At 60.3% G+C, this 14733-nt stretch carries 22 protein-coding genes; 20 read left to right on the forward strand and 2 right to left on the reverse strand.

Annotated features, from left to right (window positions below):
- The first annotated feature begins 4 nt into the window (after positions 1-4).
- From AC4FS3_RS05630 to AC4FS3_RS05640, 3 genes are read left to right on the forward strand one after another with little or no spacing between them, the layout of a single operon-like run.
- The gene (locus tag AC4FS3_RS05630; protein WP_491019698.1) at positions 5-478 is read left to right on the forward strand and encodes an HK97 gp10 family phage protein; all 474 of its coding nucleotides are present in this window, start codon (positions 5-7) and stop codon (positions 476-478) included.
- Positions 475-2454: a hypothetical protein gene (locus AC4FS3_RS05635; protein WP_491019699.1), complete on the forward strand. Its 1980-nt coding sequence runs from the start codon at positions 475-477 to the stop codon at positions 2452-2454. Before AC4FS3_RS05630 ends, AC4FS3_RS05635 begins: the two co-directional genes overlap by 4 nt.
- Before the next feature lie 15 nt (positions 2455-2469).
- Positions 2470-2883 (forward strand): hypothetical protein, encoded by a 414-nt coding sequence (locus tag AC4FS3_RS05640; protein WP_491019700.1) that lies wholly within the window; start codon positions 2470-2472, stop codon positions 2881-2883.
- On the opposite strand, the gene AC4FS3_RS05645 is transcribed toward AC4FS3_RS05640, so the two are convergent.
- Positions 2850-3155 (reverse strand): hypothetical protein, encoded by a 306-nt coding sequence (locus tag AC4FS3_RS05645; protein ID WP_491019701.1) that lies wholly within the window; start codon positions 3153-3155, stop codon positions 2850-2852. The genes AC4FS3_RS05640 and AC4FS3_RS05645 overlap by 34 nt on opposite strands.
- Before the next feature lie 355 nt (positions 3156-3510).
- Here AC4FS3_RS05645 and AC4FS3_RS05650 point away from each other — a divergent pair, with 355 nt between their 5' ends.
- The 13 genes from AC4FS3_RS05650 to AC4FS3_RS05710 all read left to right on the forward strand — a co-directional run bounded on the left by AC4FS3_RS05650 (position 3511) and on the right by AC4FS3_RS05710 (position 9737).
- A complete protein-coding gene (locus AC4FS3_RS05650) occupies positions 3511-3720 on the forward strand; it encodes a hypothetical protein (protein WP_491019702.1) in 210 nt (69 codons plus the stop codon).
- Positions 3717-3992, forward strand: coding sequence for a helix-turn-helix domain-containing protein (locus AC4FS3_RS05655; protein ID WP_491019703.1), 276 nt, complete (start codon positions 3717-3719; stop codon positions 3990-3992). Before AC4FS3_RS05650 ends, AC4FS3_RS05655 begins: the two co-directional genes overlap by 4 nt.
- Complete coding sequence (locus tag AC4FS3_RS05660) at positions 3989-4231, forward strand: hypothetical protein (RefSeq protein WP_491019704.1); 243 nt, start codon at positions 3989-3991, stop codon at positions 4229-4231. Before AC4FS3_RS05655 ends, AC4FS3_RS05660 begins: the two co-directional genes overlap by 4 nt.
- 54 nt (positions 4232-4285) lie before the next feature.
- On the forward strand, positions 4286-5569 hold the full coding sequence (locus AC4FS3_RS05665) for a tyrosine-type recombinase/integrase (RefSeq protein ID WP_491019705.1): 1284 nt from the start codon (positions 4286-4288) through the stop codon (positions 5567-5569).
- A 161-nt stretch (positions 5570-5730) separates the two neighbouring features.
- Complete coding sequence (locus AC4FS3_RS05670; RefSeq protein WP_491019706.1) at positions 5731-6417, forward strand: hypothetical protein; 687 nt, start codon at positions 5731-5733, stop codon at positions 6415-6417.
- On the forward strand, positions 6414-6941 hold the full coding sequence (locus AC4FS3_RS05675; RefSeq protein ID WP_491019707.1) for a head-tail connector protein: 528 nt from the start codon (positions 6414-6416) through the stop codon (positions 6939-6941). The genes AC4FS3_RS05670 and AC4FS3_RS05675 overlap by 4 nt, the downstream gene beginning before the upstream one ends.
- A complete protein-coding gene (locus AC4FS3_RS05680; protein WP_491019708.1) occupies positions 6941-7315 on the forward strand; it encodes a phage head completion protein in 375 nt (124 codons plus the stop codon). Before AC4FS3_RS05675 ends, AC4FS3_RS05680 begins: the two co-directional genes overlap by 1 nt.
- Positions 7312-7575: a hypothetical protein gene (locus AC4FS3_RS05685; RefSeq protein ID WP_491019709.1), complete on the forward strand. Its 264-nt coding sequence runs from the start codon at positions 7312-7314 to the stop codon at positions 7573-7575. Before AC4FS3_RS05680 ends, AC4FS3_RS05685 begins: the two co-directional genes overlap by 4 nt.
- Positions 7572-7982, forward strand: a complete 411-nt coding sequence (locus AC4FS3_RS05690) for a DUF3168 domain-containing protein (RefSeq protein ID WP_491019710.1) — start codon at positions 7572-7574, stop codon at positions 7980-7982. The genes AC4FS3_RS05685 and AC4FS3_RS05690 overlap by 4 nt, the downstream gene beginning before the upstream one ends.
- Before the next feature lie 156 nt (positions 7983-8138).
- A complete protein-coding gene (locus tag AC4FS3_RS05695) occupies positions 8139-8618 on the forward strand; it encodes an HK97-gp10 family putative phage morphogenesis protein (RefSeq protein WP_491019711.1) in 480 nt (159 codons plus the stop codon).
- Positions 8619-8686: 68 nt separating this feature from the next.
- Complete coding sequence (locus AC4FS3_RS05700) at positions 8687-9136, forward strand: phage tail protein (RefSeq protein ID WP_491019712.1); 450 nt, start codon at positions 8687-8689, stop codon at positions 9134-9136.
- Complete coding sequence (locus AC4FS3_RS05705) at positions 9136-9591, forward strand: gene transfer agent family protein (RefSeq protein WP_491019713.1); 456 nt, start codon at positions 9136-9138, stop codon at positions 9589-9591. Before AC4FS3_RS05700 ends, AC4FS3_RS05705 begins: the two co-directional genes overlap by 1 nt.
- Positions 9588-9737, forward strand: a complete 150-nt coding sequence (locus AC4FS3_RS05710) for a hypothetical protein (protein ID WP_491019714.1) — start codon at positions 9588-9590, stop codon at positions 9735-9737. The genes AC4FS3_RS05705 and AC4FS3_RS05710 overlap by 4 nt, the downstream gene beginning before the upstream one ends.
- Before the next feature lie 9 nt (positions 9738-9746).
- On the opposite strand, the gene AC4FS3_RS05715 is transcribed toward AC4FS3_RS05710, so the two are convergent.
- The gene (locus AC4FS3_RS05715; RefSeq protein WP_491019715.1) at positions 9747-10199 is read right to left on the reverse strand and encodes a hypothetical protein; all 453 of its coding nucleotides are present in this window, start codon (positions 10197-10199) and stop codon (positions 9747-9749) included.
- A gap of 13 nt (positions 10200-10212) precedes the next feature.
- On the opposite strand from AC4FS3_RS05715, the gene AC4FS3_RS05720 reads away from it, so the two are divergent.
- The 4 genes from AC4FS3_RS05720 to AC4FS3_RS05735 are packed head-to-tail and all read left to right on the forward strand — an operon-like array spanning position 10213 to position 14594.
- Positions 10213-13197, forward strand: coding sequence for a tape measure protein (locus tag AC4FS3_RS05720; RefSeq protein ID WP_491019716.1), 2985 nt, complete (start codon positions 10213-10215; stop codon positions 13195-13197).
- The gene (locus AC4FS3_RS05725) at positions 13197-13697 is read left to right on the forward strand and encodes a hypothetical protein (protein ID WP_491019717.1); all 501 of its coding nucleotides are present in this window, start codon (positions 13197-13199) and stop codon (positions 13695-13697) included. The genes AC4FS3_RS05720 and AC4FS3_RS05725 overlap by 1 nt, the downstream gene beginning before the upstream one ends.
- The gene (locus AC4FS3_RS05730) at positions 13690-14202 is read left to right on the forward strand and encodes a DUF1833 family protein (protein ID WP_491019718.1); all 513 of its coding nucleotides are present in this window, start codon (positions 13690-13692) and stop codon (positions 14200-14202) included. Before AC4FS3_RS05725 ends, AC4FS3_RS05730 begins: the two co-directional genes overlap by 8 nt.
- Entirely contained in the window at positions 14202-14594 is a 393-nt protein-coding gene (locus tag AC4FS3_RS05735) for an NlpC/P60 family protein (RefSeq protein WP_491019719.1), read from the forward strand. The genes AC4FS3_RS05730 and AC4FS3_RS05735 overlap by 1 nt, the downstream gene beginning before the upstream one ends.
- The last annotated feature ends 139 nt before the right edge of the window (positions 14595-14733 follow it).

The following is a 14733-nucleotide window of genomic DNA, read 5'->3' on the forward strand; positions in this document are numbered from 1 at the left end:
AGCAATGAAGAACCTCGACAAGTTCAAATCACGCCTGCAGGCGCTGCCAGAGCCTGCAAAATTCGCTGCCAAGGCTGCGATGGAAAAGCACGCTGCGAAGGTTGTCAGGATGATGAAAGCTCAGGTGCCAGTTAAAACCGGCGCGCTTCGCGACAGCATCGGCTGGACATGGGGCAAGGCTCCAGAGGGCTCGCTATCAGTCGGCTCCGTTGACGCAGGAACTGGCAGCATCATCACAATCTATGCGGGCAGCTCCGAAACTAAACGGGCGCAATCGAGAAGCTCGGGGCGGCGCGCTCGAGATGCCTCACGGCAGGGCAGCTTTGACGCCGATATCGCCAGATATATCGAGTTTGGGGTGAAGGGGCGCAGGGCGCAGCCCTATTTCTTTCCCGTGCTGAGGCTCACCAACAAGGATTTTCGCAAGGTTGTCCATGGCGCTGCGATCCGAGAGATGAAGAAGGTATGGGGCAAATGACGGAACCACTTCAGGCCGAGCTTGCGCTGAACATAAAGAAGTTCGCCACCTCCATCGCGCAGGCCGAGGCGCGGGTGACGAAGATGGCCGCCAATATCGACGGCGCGACCACGCGGGCGGGGAAGAAGGTAGAAACCAGCCTCAACGGGCAGGCGCAGGGCTGGGCCAAGCTCGGACAGGTGTCCGGGGCGCAGCGCTTCGTCTTGCAGAACACTGCCAACCAGATCGGCGACGTCGCGGTGCAGGTTTCGATGGGCACGGATGCGCTCAGGGTTCTGGGCATGCAGATGCCGCAGGTTCTGGGCGGCTTCTCGGCATTGGGCGGCACTCTCGGGATTGTTGCCCCAATTCTCGGCACATTGGCCGCCGTCGCATTCCCGGCGATATCGGTTGCTTTGGCATCAATGGGCATCGAGACGAAATCTCTGGACGAGAATATCAAGGCGCTCCAGCAGTCGGTCACTGAGGTGAACCAGATATCGCAGAACTATTCCGCCCAGGGATTGCAGGCGATGCTCGACAAGTATGGCGAGATCAATGCCGAGATCCTGATGCTGCTGGAACGGCAGAAGAATTTCGCGATCAACAACGCCAACCTCAAAGCGAGTGAAACCGCGACCGCACTGCGCGAGGAAATCAGCGGCGCGCTGAGCGTTCTGACTGACTTGGAGGCGGCGCAGGCTAGGCTCGCGAATATCAGCAAGACCGACAGCCCGGACCTGTGGCAGGACAACTACGAAATTGTTCAGATGCTTACCGCGAAGCTGACCGAGGCTGCCGGCGAGATGGGCCTGACTGTTCAGCAGGTTCGAGATCTGAGCTTGGCACTGACGGCAATGCAGGGCGCAGAGACCTTTGCGGAAATGGCCGCTTCGGCTGGGGTTGCCAATGACATTCTTGCGGAAAGCACCCTCAAGGGGGGTGAACTGAACGGCAAGCTGCTCGAGACCGAAAGCTTGATGCGGCAGTTGGCGAAATCGGCGCCGGAAGCAAGTTGGATGGACGCTGCCATCCGTGGGGTCGAAGCTCTGGGCGATGCGATCCGTAAGCGCATCGCAGAGGCTATTGCCCTGCGAAAGCAGGCGAATACGGATGATGCGGGCAATACCATTCAGCCGGGGGTCTCCAGGGACCAGCGGCCACGTGCCGCGCCCAACGGCATTGGTGGTGTTGACTGGGGCACGCCACCCAAGGCCGGCAAGGGGAAGGGCGGCGGCAAGCTGACCGACGCCCAGAAAGAAGATAATCGGCTTCTGGCCGAAGCCAAGACGCTGATCGAGAGCCTTAAATCACCGACAGAGAAACTGGCGGATCAATTCGAGCGCATTGATAAGATGCGAGCCAAAGGCCTTATCGATGAGGCGCAAGCCAGCGCGGCCAAGCAGAAATTGCAGGATCTGCAACCTGTGGCGCAGTCAGTCGCAAGCGCCCTGAGCAGCGCTTTCACCAGCGCTTTCGATGATCCTAAGCGAGCGCTGGAGGATTTAGGCAAGCAGCTCGCCATGATTGCGATCAAGATGCAGCTTATGAAGATGCTTCCTGGCGTTTTCGGTGCTGGGGGCATTATTCCGCTTGGCTTCGAGGGCGGCGGCTACACCGGCCCCGGTGGCAAGTATCAGCCTGCCGGCGTGGTCCATAAGGGCGAGTACGTCATGGACGCTGATACGGTCCGCAAGGCTGGTGGTCCATCAGCTTTTGATGCGCTTCGCCGTGGCATAAAGGGCAGCTATGCCAATGGCGGCTATGTCGGCACTCCCTCGATCCCGACAGTCTCGCGGGTGGGCGGCGGTGGCGCGGCGCCGGTGATCAATATCCGAAACGAAGGCCCGGCGGTTGATGTGACCCGCACAGAGCAGCGGCGCGGGCCGGATGGTCGGCAGATGTTCGACATCTACCTGAATGAATCTCTGGCCAGTGGAAGGGCCGCCAAAGGCCTGAAGGCCAATGGCGTGCAGAAGCCCAAGGTAATCAGATAAATTGGAGAAGAATTGATGCAGACCAAAATCACCCGTCCTTTTCTCGGGAAAGAGACCGCCTTCAGTCTTCATGGCGCGCACCTGCGGGCGGCGGAGGACGAAAGTAAGGCAAGCGCTCTGGAAATGGTGAACGCGCTAAAGGATGCCGTCCTAGCGATGGCATCGGGCGGGCAGGTATCAGAAGGCGCATACCGCACCGCCTTTGTGCGGGCTGTGATCAAACACGGGCTGGCCGGTGGAATGGCCAGCGCCAAGGATCCTCTGGTCAGAATGGCCCCACACATGGCGGCTCATCGCCACGCTGCCGAGACCGAGGCAATCATGGTCAAGCACTTCGATCACGACATTGCCAGCCGGTATATTGTGCTGGCGGCAGAGATCGCAGCAGCGGCCTTCTATGGCGCAGATGCTTTACCGGGTGCGGCCTGATCGGCGCAGGCGGCGACAAAGGCGGCTCGGTATCGCTCCAGCGCGACCGCCAGGTCTTTGTCAGCCGCCAAAACCTCCGCAAACTTCGGCTTCTCCGGGTCGGGCATCAGATCATAGATCCGCTGGAAGGCTGGAGATAGCTGGCCCAGCGTACCTGTAAGATCCAGCGCGCCAGGATACACATTTTCGCAGATGATCTTGGCCCCCTCCTGCGCCGAGGCAGGCGAGAGGATGCAACAGGTCAGTGCGAATGCGGCGAGCGAGAATCTCATCTAAGCCTCCGTTTGTCGCAGGCTGGTCGAGAGGGCCGCGCGGGTCAAGGCTCCCCCCGAGGGGTTTTGCTTGATCTGGGGATAATCTGGGGGCATTGTGTCCGTGGGCGTCAGAACCCGGACCGAGATAGCCGCATCACCTTTGGCGAGGTGCCTTCCTTTGGCGAGGAAGGGCGGCGAACATTTGAACGCGCTTGGCGGTGCGTTCGTCCTGGCTATATTGGCCGGGGTCGAACGTGCTGTCCAGAGGGAAACCTTAAAAACGTTCGGCTTGTCTCTCGGCAAGTTCTGACCCCCCGGCTGCCAGTCTGTCACTGGCGATGGCCGTCAGAAGCCATTTTCCGAGAGTGAAACCATGACCAACATCATCACCGAGGCCGCCCGGCCTGTGCTTCCTGCTGAACAGTGGGGCGAGCTTCACGACATGCTCACGCTGGCGCTGGACGCCTTGGGCGACCGGCCCGAAGATTTCAGCCCTGATTTCCTTGCCAACGCTGTGATCCATCAGCGCCTTGCCAGCAAGATCACCCAGAAGGCCATGCGCCGGATGGAGGCAAAGGTATGATACTGACCCAAGCCGATATGGCATCCATGAATGCCCAGCGCGTCACCGTGCGCGAGATCGCCCGGCAGGTCGCGGCAGAAGCCGGGATCAAGCCTGCCGTCATCTTCGGGCGCAGCCGCAAGGCTGATGACTGCCGGGTGCGGGAGTTGGTCTGCTACATCGCCCGGCGTCACGGCATGAGCTATCCCCGGATCGGCATGGCTTTGGGCCGGGATCATACCACGATCATCAGCGCCGTTCGCAACGAACAGCGGCGGAGGGGCGAGGTATGAGGCGCAGCGTGACCATACTGGGGAAAGTCTATCTGACCGGGAAAAGCCCTCGGGCGCTTTGGCAGAAGTTCCAGTTCTGGCGAGCCTATAACCGGCCCGTCACCTACAGGGATATGAGGCGCATCGCTCATGCGGTCTGCTATCGGGATGGCGACTATCGCAAGCCCTGTCCCGTTGGCGAGAAGCTCTTTGACCAGATCGTGCTTCAGGCCGAGCGGCCGGTATTCGGCGACGATTGACACCACGGCCCCCGGCTTCGGTCGGGGGCTTTCACGACATAGGAGGGCCAGACAATGGCAACTGTGCGCAAGCGCAAGTGGACCCATAACGGCAAAGAGGCCGAGGCGTGGGTGATCAATTATACCGATCAGAACGGCAAGCGGCGGCAGGAGACGTTCGAGAAGAAGAAGGATGCCGACCGGCGGCGGGTGGAGATCGAGGGCGAGATACAGCGCGGTGTGCATACGGCGTCGGGCGAAACCATCGCCTTTTCCGTCGCGGTGGAGGAGTTCCTGAAGGAGTATCAGCACCGCCAGCGCATAGGCGATGTAACACGGGGCTGCGTCAAGAATTACCGTATCCGTCTGGAAAATCACTGCGTCCCGCAGATCGGCCGCAAGAAGCTATCCGAAATTGAGCCTGATACCATCCAGAAGCTGATCGATGATCTGCGGCTGGTGCTGGCACCGAATACGGTTCTGGGGGTCTATTCCAGCATCTACAGCGTTCTCGACTTTGCTGTGTCGCGGCGATGGCTTAGGCGCAATATCCTCAAGGACCATAAGATCCGCCTGCCAAAACACGTTAAGCGCGAGAAGGTGCCAAGCCGAGAGGATATTCAAACCCTTCTGGGGGCTGCCTTCGATCTGCCTTCCGAGAAGCAGCTTCTGACCTCGCTCAATATGAAGCTGGCGCTGGCGCTTGGCGTGTTCTGTGGGCTGCGACCGGGTGAGAGCTTTGGCTTACATTGGGACTGCATCAACTTCGAGAAGCGCTCCCTTCGCGTGCGGTATTCGAGCAGCGAGCTAGAGGGGATCAAGTGCCCCAAGACGCAGGCCGGAAATCGTGACGTGCCACTCACCGAGCCGGTGATTGCCGCACTTGAGGACATTGCGACCTATTGGACGATCCGGGAAAAGGTGGTCGCTGAGGGCGCGGGGCGCAGCGTGGTCAATCAGCGCGTCAAGCGGTTCTGGGATCGGCGCGATAGCCTTGATCTGATAATCCCGCCGCGCGAGGGGCTTGTGATCGTTGCTCGCACCGGAGTTCCGTTGACGGCGGGGTCTGCCTATGGCGCTTGGTGCGGCCTCATGGAGCAAGCCGGGCTGATGGATCCCGCAACGGGGCGGCCTGCCTTCACCTTGCATGCACTGCGGCATGCAGCTGTGTCCCTTATGATTGCCGAAGGGGTGCCTCTCATGAGCCTGCCCAAGATGATCGGACACAAGAATGTTCGCACGACCTTGGACGTTTATGCCTATCTGATCGACGAAACCGACCACGTTTCTGCATCGGCAAATCGCATTGCCGCATCGTTCAATGCGACAAGGGCGCAACAAGTGCCTGTAATGCATTGATATATAACAGTATCAAAAACCTCGTGACCATCCTCCTGGAGGAACGACTGCAGCTGGAGACCCTGCGCCCCGAGGGCATCGTCCACGGCGACCTTTCGGACGCCTCTGGCTCGTAACATCGTCTCGGGCGGCTCCGGTCGCCCGTTTCATCGGAGGTGCGCATGCTCGATGTTGTCTATCCATACCGGGCCGATCACGCTGACTGCGACCTCCGTTACTCCCTGCGCTCGCTCGCGCTAGCCCATCACGGGCGAGTCATTGTCGCCGGTGACCGACCACGCTTCGCCTCGGAAGATCTTATCTGCGTTTCGGTGCGCCGGAGCGCCTGCCGATACACATCGAGCCGGGCCAACATCGTCGCGGCGCTCTCTGAGGTGAAATCGTCGCGTGTCCTGGTGATGAATGACGACATATTTTTGCTGAAGCCATGGCAGTTCCGTCACGAGAACCGAGGCACTATTGCTGACTACCTCGCGACCTGTCAGCCGAAGGGTGATTACCGCCTTATGGTCGAGGCAACCCGAGATCTGTTGATCAGCGAAGCCATCCAGGACCCGATCTGGTTCGGACTGCACACCCCAACTGTCTACAATCGCGCTAAGCTGCTGAAACTGGACGCGGAGTTCTCTGGTCAGCGTTTTCTGCTGCGGACGCTTTATCACAATCTGTATCCTCGCCCCTCGACGCGGCGGGAAGATGTGAAGATGCGCCGTTGGTCACGGCCAGATGCTGACCTCGACGTGCTTTCGACGGCCGACGCCGTCACCCGCGACCCGGGTTTCATGCGGTGGATCGGCGCGCGCTTCCCTGAGCGCAGCATTTATGAACGGAAGGGCTTCGGCAGATGATGCAGGTCGTACAATCCGGAGCGCCGGTGGGCGAGGTGCTGAGTTTGCCAGATGCGAAGGCTCACTGCCTCGCTGCCGACTTCGAGGATGATGACACGCTGATCGCGGGCTACATCGCGGCCGCCGTCGACTATGTGCAGGATGTTTGCCAGACGATCCTCCTGCGCACGCCGTTCAAGGCAACCGGTTCTGGTTTCTGCCTCAACTTCAACGGCTATCCGCGCGCCGAGATATCGGCGGTCTCTTATGTCGACGAACTCGGCGCTACGATCACTGTTGACCCGTCGCGATATGAAATTCGTGCCGGGATGTTGGTGGTTGATGGCGTGGCCGGGGTGACATCCGCAATCGTCAATTTCACTGCCGGCATAGGCTCCGGAAACATCCCGGCAAAGCTGGTTCAGGCGACGCGCATGCTGGTGGCCCATTGGTATGCCAATCGCGAGGCGGCAGGAGAGGCCATCGCTCCAGTGCCGCTCGGCGTGCGTGAGATGGTGGCGATGCACAGGAGCTTCGCGTTCTGATGGTTGCCGCAGGTGATCTTAATGAGCGCTTCGCCTTCGACCGGCACGGCACCGTAGAGGGGCCTGGTGGGGTCACGGCGCCGGGATGGGCGCTGCAGCACGCCTGCCGTGCACAGGTGATTTATTCTCGGGGCTCAGAGGTGGTCGAGGCCGCCCGGCTTGAGGGCCGGCCGATCTACAAGCTGCGTATCCGGCAGTGCGAGGCGGCACGCGGCATTACCACCAGTGACCGCGCGCGGGATCTGCGGCGCGGACTGCCCAGTGGCGAGCCCGGCGATGCGTTGCCCGGCCAGCGCTATTCAATCCGTGAGGTGGATAGCATCACCGACCGGCAATGGGTCTACATCGTAATCGAAGGGGGGAAGGCGGCATGAGGAAAGATGTGCGCATTCACATTACAGGCGGAGAGAAGCGGCAGCCTCTCTGGATCAGCGTTCTGAAGTCAGCGGTTTTCGCCGCAGTTATCTTTGGGCCTGGTGTCTTGGTTGGTAGCGCTGCCATGCAGTGGGCCGGGTTTATCGTGATGTTGGCTTTTTGCCTTGTTGCGATCTTAGCCTCCAGTGCCGAGGGTATGACCATCGATCAAGCGCGCGATAAACTCGACACCCTCGAGAAGATCGCATCGAGCCGATGAGCGCGTCCGCCGCCCTCCAGATCGCGCTGATTGCCGCTCTTCGCGCCAATACAGGCGTGACGTCACTGCTCGGCCAGAAGATCTGGGATAACGCTCCTCGCGATGCGGTTGAGCCCTACATCACCCTCGGGCCATCTCAGGAGATCGACGACAGCGCCGAATGCATCGATGGGGCTGAATGCTTCCAGCAGATCGATATCTGGACGGAGGAGGATGGCTCGCAGTTGCTGGCTAAGCAGATCTGCGGTGCGGTGAAAAGGGCTCTGCATGGCGCCGAACTGGCGCCTCCCGCACCTTTCACGCTGGTGCTGATCGAGGTCCAGAGCAGCCGTGTCGTGGGTGACCCCGATGAGAAGATCGCCCATGGCATCGTTAATGTGCGGGCGCTGATAGATGAGGATGGCTGATGTGGGTCGAGTTTACAGAGGCATTTCGGTGGAAGCCCAAGCCGGGCGTGTCGATCCGGTATTCGCCCGGGATGCGCATTTGCGTCACACGGCGCTGTGGCACCGCCGCACTGGCGAAGGGGGCTGCGGTCAAATCAACAAATCCGGCCGCGGCTAATGGCGCGAGGGACGACGATAATCGGGCTGGCGCGGCTGGAGCGGAAGCTGAAGCGGCTACCGAAGGTGGCGAAGGATCTCATTCGCAAGAAGATGGCGGAGGCGGCCGATCAGATCGTCGCGATGATGAAGAGCCTCGTCCCGGTCCTGAAAGAGCCGGATCGCCGGAGGCAGGCGGGGGCGCTCAGGGATAGCATTGGCTGGACCTGGGGGCAGGCACCACGCGGATCGATGGTTATCGCGACGCTGCGGGGAGCTGGTGTCGGGGGTGACCTGACCATCTCCATATACGCCGGATCGCGTGACAAGGGCCTTGGCTCAGCCGACGCCTTCTATGCCCGATGGGTGGAGTTCGGCACCACCAAGATGGACGCTCAGCCATATTTCTATGTCTCTTGGCGCGCAAACAGGCGCAGCGTTAGGAGCAAAATCAGCACAGCGGTTCGCGCTGCCGCGAAAAAAGTCGCCGCCGGCGGCTGAACTCATCCTGCACGTCAGGTCGCCCCGAATGCCCTTGGGCAAGGCCTTTCCCAATCATGGAGCCAGTCATGGCCAAGCCTGTAACCGTCCGGTTCGGCAAGTTTTTCGTCCGCCTGTCGGATGGGAACACGCCCGCCGTTTTCACTGCCCCCTGCGGGTTTACGTCGAAGTCCTTCACCCGCAACAAGACGCTGGGCGAGGTCAATGTGCCGGATTGTGATGATCCCGATGCGCCGGCATGGGTTGAACGCGATGTGCAGAGCATGTCGGCCACCATCAGCGGCGACGGCGTCCTCGCAAAATCGGCAGTCCCCATCTGGGAAGCGGCGCTCGACGATATCGAAAGCATCGAATGCGAGGTCGAGCTGGAATATCCCGATGGCGACAGCGACATTTATACGGGTCTCTTCCACCTCGAGTCCTTCGAAATCACCGGCGCGCAGGGCGAGCGCGTGAACGTCTCGGTTTCGATGCAGTCGGACGGTGAAATCGTCTATGCTCGTTCGACGGGTTCGTAATGACCCGGAACGCGCAAATCGTGATGGACTGGGCGGATGGGACTTATCCCTTCCGCCTGGGGATCGCGCAGCTCGCCGAGTTGCAGGAAAAGACCGATGCGGGCCCGTGGTATATCCAGTGGGCGCTTTCGATGATGCTGGTTTCCGGGCAGACGGGCGTCAGCCCGCCGAAGGATGCCAGCCCTGCCTATGTGATCGACACCATCAGGCTGGGCCTGATCGGCGGGGGCATGCAGGCAGTGCAGGCTTTGAAACTCGTCCGGGCTTATGTCGGTGAGGGCCAGCTCGCCGAGAACATCCCCATGGCATTCGCGATCATCGGGACGGCCCTGCAGGGTGTCCCGGAGGATGAGCCGGAAAAGCCGGAGGGGGAAAGCGAGACCAGCGCGAACCGCTCCCCCGAGGAAGAATCCGGTTCGCGCAAATCTACGGAAACGGAAGAGCTGCAGGAATGAGTATTGCCGAAATAGGCGATGCTTCCCTTTGGCAATTTGGCGCGGCACTGGCGGGCTGGAATGCGGTTCACGGTGGCGAAAATACCGGACTGTCACAGCAGGATGAGGATGATCTCTGGCAGGGGATCAAGGATCGGATGCATTAAGGCAGCAGCCTATTGTGCTTTCAAAACATCGGAGCTTCGGGACTTCCCATCAAAGCTTGAGATAGGAAAGTATCGACTGGGGTCGTTTTTGAACCCTTCGCATGGGGTGTCCCAGCTTCGGGCCAAAAGCGCTGCAATAAAAGCCTCCTTAGTCTCATAAGGGCTCTCGCCCGGTATAACGGTCATTTCAAATGACCCACCTGGTATCTTTCGCACTTTGACGGAATGACTGGATTTCGAGATTTGTTTGAGGACCGGCCAATCACCGTCAACATAGGCCTGATTTTCATAGTGGCACAGCGTCGTATAGATGTGCGCTTCGTCGCCAATGACTAAATCCCTGACAATAATCTCTCCGGCGGCTTTGCGAACCTCTCCCGGTGAAAGGTCGAGGATAAACTCCGCCGATGCAGGGGTGGAAATAGCGCCTATGGCGCAAGATGCGACGAATGCCTTAAGCAAGTGAGAATCCTCCATGGCAACTGATCTTGATAAATTGATCGTCCAGCTGTCGGCGGACATCAAGGGCTATGAACGCGCAATGACGCGTGCTTCTGGCATCATGAACAAGCAAGCTCGCGAGATCGAGAACCGCGCGCGGTCCATGAACAAGAAGCTGGACGGCATCATGCAGCGTTCGGCGAGCTCGTTCATTGCGCCACTTGCCGCGATCAGCACTGCCCTCTCAGTGCGTGAGGTGGCGCGGTACGCTGATGCCTGGACCGTGGCTCAGAACAAGATAAATGCTGCATCGCAGATTTCTGGCATGCAGGCGCGCAGCCTTGAGGATCTGAACAAGATCGCGGATGAGACCCGCAGCGGCATCACCGAAACGGTCGACCTTTACGCGAAGCTGATGCGTTCCACGTCCGGCGTTGCCAAGTCGGAGATGGAGGTCGCCAAGGCGACTGAGATCGTCAACAAAGCGTTCAAGGCCGGCGGCGCCGCAGCTTCTGAACAGGCCGCTGGTATTCTCCAGCTTTCACAGGGTCTCGGCTCTGGCACGCTGCAGGGTGATGAGCTTCGCTCGGTGCGGGAGAACGCGCCAATCCTCGCGCAAGCTATCGCCGATTACTACAAGGTCAGCATCGCAGGTCTCAAAAAGCTTGGCGAAGAGGGGCTGATCACATCCGAGGGTGTTTTCAAGGCGATCCTCGCCGCCGGGCCGAAGATACAGGCGGCATATGCCACGACAAATGCCACAATTCAGGACGGCATAACGCGGGTCAGCAATGCATTCACCCAGTATATTGGTCAGACCGACAGCAGCCTCTCTGCATCGCAACGTCTCGTTGCAGGACTTAATGCGCTGGCTGACAACTTTGACCGCACGGCTGATATCGTGCTCAGGTTGGCAGGTGTCATAGCAGGCGCACTTGTCGGGCGGTCATTGTTAAGAATGATTGCTGGTCTCGGTTTGGCTGGCGAGCAGCTTACCAAGTTTCTTGGGATTATGCGTGCGGCAGTCACCATGACCGGCCTCAGTACTGCGCTTGGCGGCCTGACGGCATTGGCGGGCCCGCTCGGCGTGGTTTTTGGTGGCGCCGTCACCTATGCAATGTTCTCCTACGCCGCCTCAGCGCAAGAAGCCGAGGAGCGCACGGATAATCTCACGAGAGAGATGGAGCGCCTTGGCCTTTACACGAAGCCGGCTGCGGAGGGGGTGGATGCTGTAGCCGATTCATTGGACAAGCTTTCCGGCCGCGAGGCTCAGCGCAGAATCAAGGATCTGAGGCTCGAGTTGGAGGCTCTCAGGGATACCCGTCTTGCAGTGGCCATGCAAAAAGCCCGTGAGGGCTTGGGCCTTGAGGCCGGGTGGCTCAATTTCGGCGACAGCGGCTTCGAGGACGTGGACGCAGAAGCACTGAGGAGGATCCGTGAACTAGGCGCAGCATGGAATGACAACACCATTTCTGCCCGGCAGTTTTATGAGGAAGCCATCAAGATAGAAACGGTCGATCTCAGTAAAAATGCCAAGGCCCTCGTTGCGGAGCTTGTTAATGTAGCGTCGATTGCACGTGCCGGTGAAACAAGCCTGGCTGCAATGGGTGGCGCGACTGAACTTGATCAAGCAAATCAGAAGCTTTCCGATCTGCGAGCACACCTCGAAAGCGTGAAGGCTCAAGGCAATCTCGACAACAATGTAGTGAACGCCCTGATCAACATCATCGACAAGGCGGGCGAGAGTGAAGAAGCCGCGCAGAGTGCACTGACGGAACTTGAGACGCTCGGCAAGGCCAACCCAAGCTTTGGCAATCTGGTAAACGCAATCACTTTCGCCATTGATTGGATCTCAGCGTTGCGCGCGGAAACTCGCGCTGCAAATGCAGAGGTCGCAGCACTGGGCGGCGGCGGGCCTGACAGCAACACAGGGCGGCATTCATCTGATCGGGCTGACAGGGAGCGCGAGCGCGAAAACGAGGCCTATATCGCCGAGCAGCGCCGCCGGAACAACCTCTCAAAGGAAGGCAAGGCCATCGAGGATGAGGTGAACCGCATCCTGAAAGAGCGGCCAGGCCTGCTGAAATCGCAGGCGGAAATGCTCGCCCGAGAGAACATCGCCGCCGACGAGGCCCGCCGGGGTGGTGGTAAAAAAGGCGGTGGCAACAAGGCCGCCGAGCGCTTTGATGATGCAATTCTCAAAGAGATCGAGGGCATGAAGGCGGAAACCACTGCCCTCAATAGCCTGACGGGCGCCCAGGTCGGCTACGGCAAATCTGTTGAGCGAGCGCGCAAAGAGGCCGAGCTTCTGCAGGAGCTGCAAAACAAGGGCCTCAAGGTCACGCCGGAATTGCGGGCCCGCGTTTCGGAGCTTGCCAGCGAGTGGGAGAAAGCGGCGTCGGCGAATGAAGAAGCGAATGCGCGGCTGGAGCGGCTGGAGGCTATTGGGCAATCGGTTGCGGACAGTCTCAGCCAGGCGTTTGAAAAAGCATTCACTGACCCCCAGGGCGCCCTCAAGGATCTGGGCAAAGAGCTGGCGATGATCGCGATAAAGATGCAACTGGCGCGGCTCTTGCCTGGCGTATTCGGTGCCTCGGGCATTGTGCCGCTCGGCTTTGCCGCCGGCGGTTTCACAGGCCCCGGCGGCAAGTATCAGCCTGCCGGCGTGGTCCATAAGGGCGAATACGTCATGGACGCCGAGACGGTGCGCAAGGCTGGCGGTCCATCAGCTTTTGACGCGCTTCGCCGTGGCATAAAGGGCAGCTATGCCAATGGCGGCTATGTCGGAACGCCGTCCCTTCCTAGTGTATCGCGGGCGGGCGGTGGCGGTGGCGGTGCGGCACCGGTGATCAATATCCGAAACGAAGGCCCTGCGGTTGATGTGACCCGCACTGAGCAGCGGCGCGGGCCGGATGGTCGGCAGATGTTCGACATCTATCTCAATGAATCCCTCGCAAGCGGAAGGGCGGCCAAGGGTTTGAAGGCCAATGGCGTGCAGAAGCCTAAGGTGATCCGCTGATGTCGACGCCCATAATCGACTGGCCCGAGGGCGTGCCGTCCTGCATCATGCCGCTATCGCCGCAGGGCGGGCTGCGGGACAACCGCCTATCCTTCGAGACGGACAGCCGTATGCCGCCGGTCGAGCGCCCGCTGAGCAGCTGGACGCCGGAGGTGTATTCGGTCGAGCTGGCGCCGATCAGCCTCGATCAGTTCAGGCTGTTCCAGACCTGGTACAAGGGGCCGCTGCGCTTCGGGGTCTACCCCTTTGTGTGGCAGCATCCGATCACCCGGGATGTCAGCCCATGGAAGATCGTCAAAAGCGACCCTCCCTATCAGGTGAAAAAGATCGGCAACATCCCCTTCGGCAGCGACCGCCGGCGGATCAGCCTGTCCTTCTCGATCATGTCTCATGCCGGGAACATACCGCCGACCTTCATCGCCCAGGAGGAGGCGGATCTGATCCTGCAGGAAGAAGGCGGGCGCCTCATCGACAAAGACGGGTTCAAATTCGATGGTTAGACAGATCACCCCTGAAATCCGCGAGGATCTGCAGGCGCCGGCCAGCCCGAATGCGCTGCTGGGTTTCCTGACCATCGAACACCGCAATCTGGTCGAGCCGATCCGGGTTGTCAGCGATCCGCTGGCCTTCACGGTCGGTGGGCTGGAATTCATCGGTTGCCCATTTGAGTTCCAGCTCCTGACCGATGAGGATCAGGCGCCGACGACGCAGATCAGGATCCAGAACGTTGACCGGCGGATTGGCGAGGCAATCCGCACGGTGACCGACCGGGCGCAGGTGATGCTGGAGGCTCGCAGCACTGCCGACTTCGACCTCTCGGTCATTCCGCGCGCCGAACTGGCGGGAGGATCCTCGGCAATCTACGGCTTCCGGTATTTCGACCTGATCGATGTCACGGTGAACGCGCTGGAGGTGACCGGCACGGTGATGCTGCGGGATTACACGCAGGAGCCATGGCCCGGGAAGCGCGCCACGCAGAGCCGCACGCCGGGGCTGTTTCGCTGATGGATTGGTGGTCTCGTTATATCGGCCTGCCGTTTGAGTACGGCGGGCGCGGACCGCATGCCTATGACTGCTGGGGGCTGGTAAGGGCGATCTACTGCGACCGGCTCGGCGTGGATCTGCCGTCCTATGGCGAGATCAGCGCCCGCGACCTGATCCGCGTTTCCCGCCAGATGGAAGGCAGCAAGGATGATGGCTGGGTCGAATGCGGTCCCGAGCCTCTTGCGGTCGCCCTGATGACCACGACCGCAACGGGGCGCAGAATCGCCCATGTCGGCGTGATGGTGGATGAGCGGCGGGTGATGCACGTGATGCGCGCCACCCTGACCGCCGTGGTGCCGGTCTCACATTTCAGTGTGGCCGGCCGAATTGTTGGATACCGGAGACTGGCATGATTCTCGCAACCTACCGCGAGCCTTTCGGCTTTGCGCCGCATGTCCGCCACCTGCCTGAGGGTGAGACGCTTGCGGCGATGCGCGCGCGCATGACCGCGCTGCCGGAAGGATTCGACGCGCGCGGCGTGATCTGCCTTAA

Source organism: Pseudogemmobacter sp. TB195 (assembly GCF_058313095.1).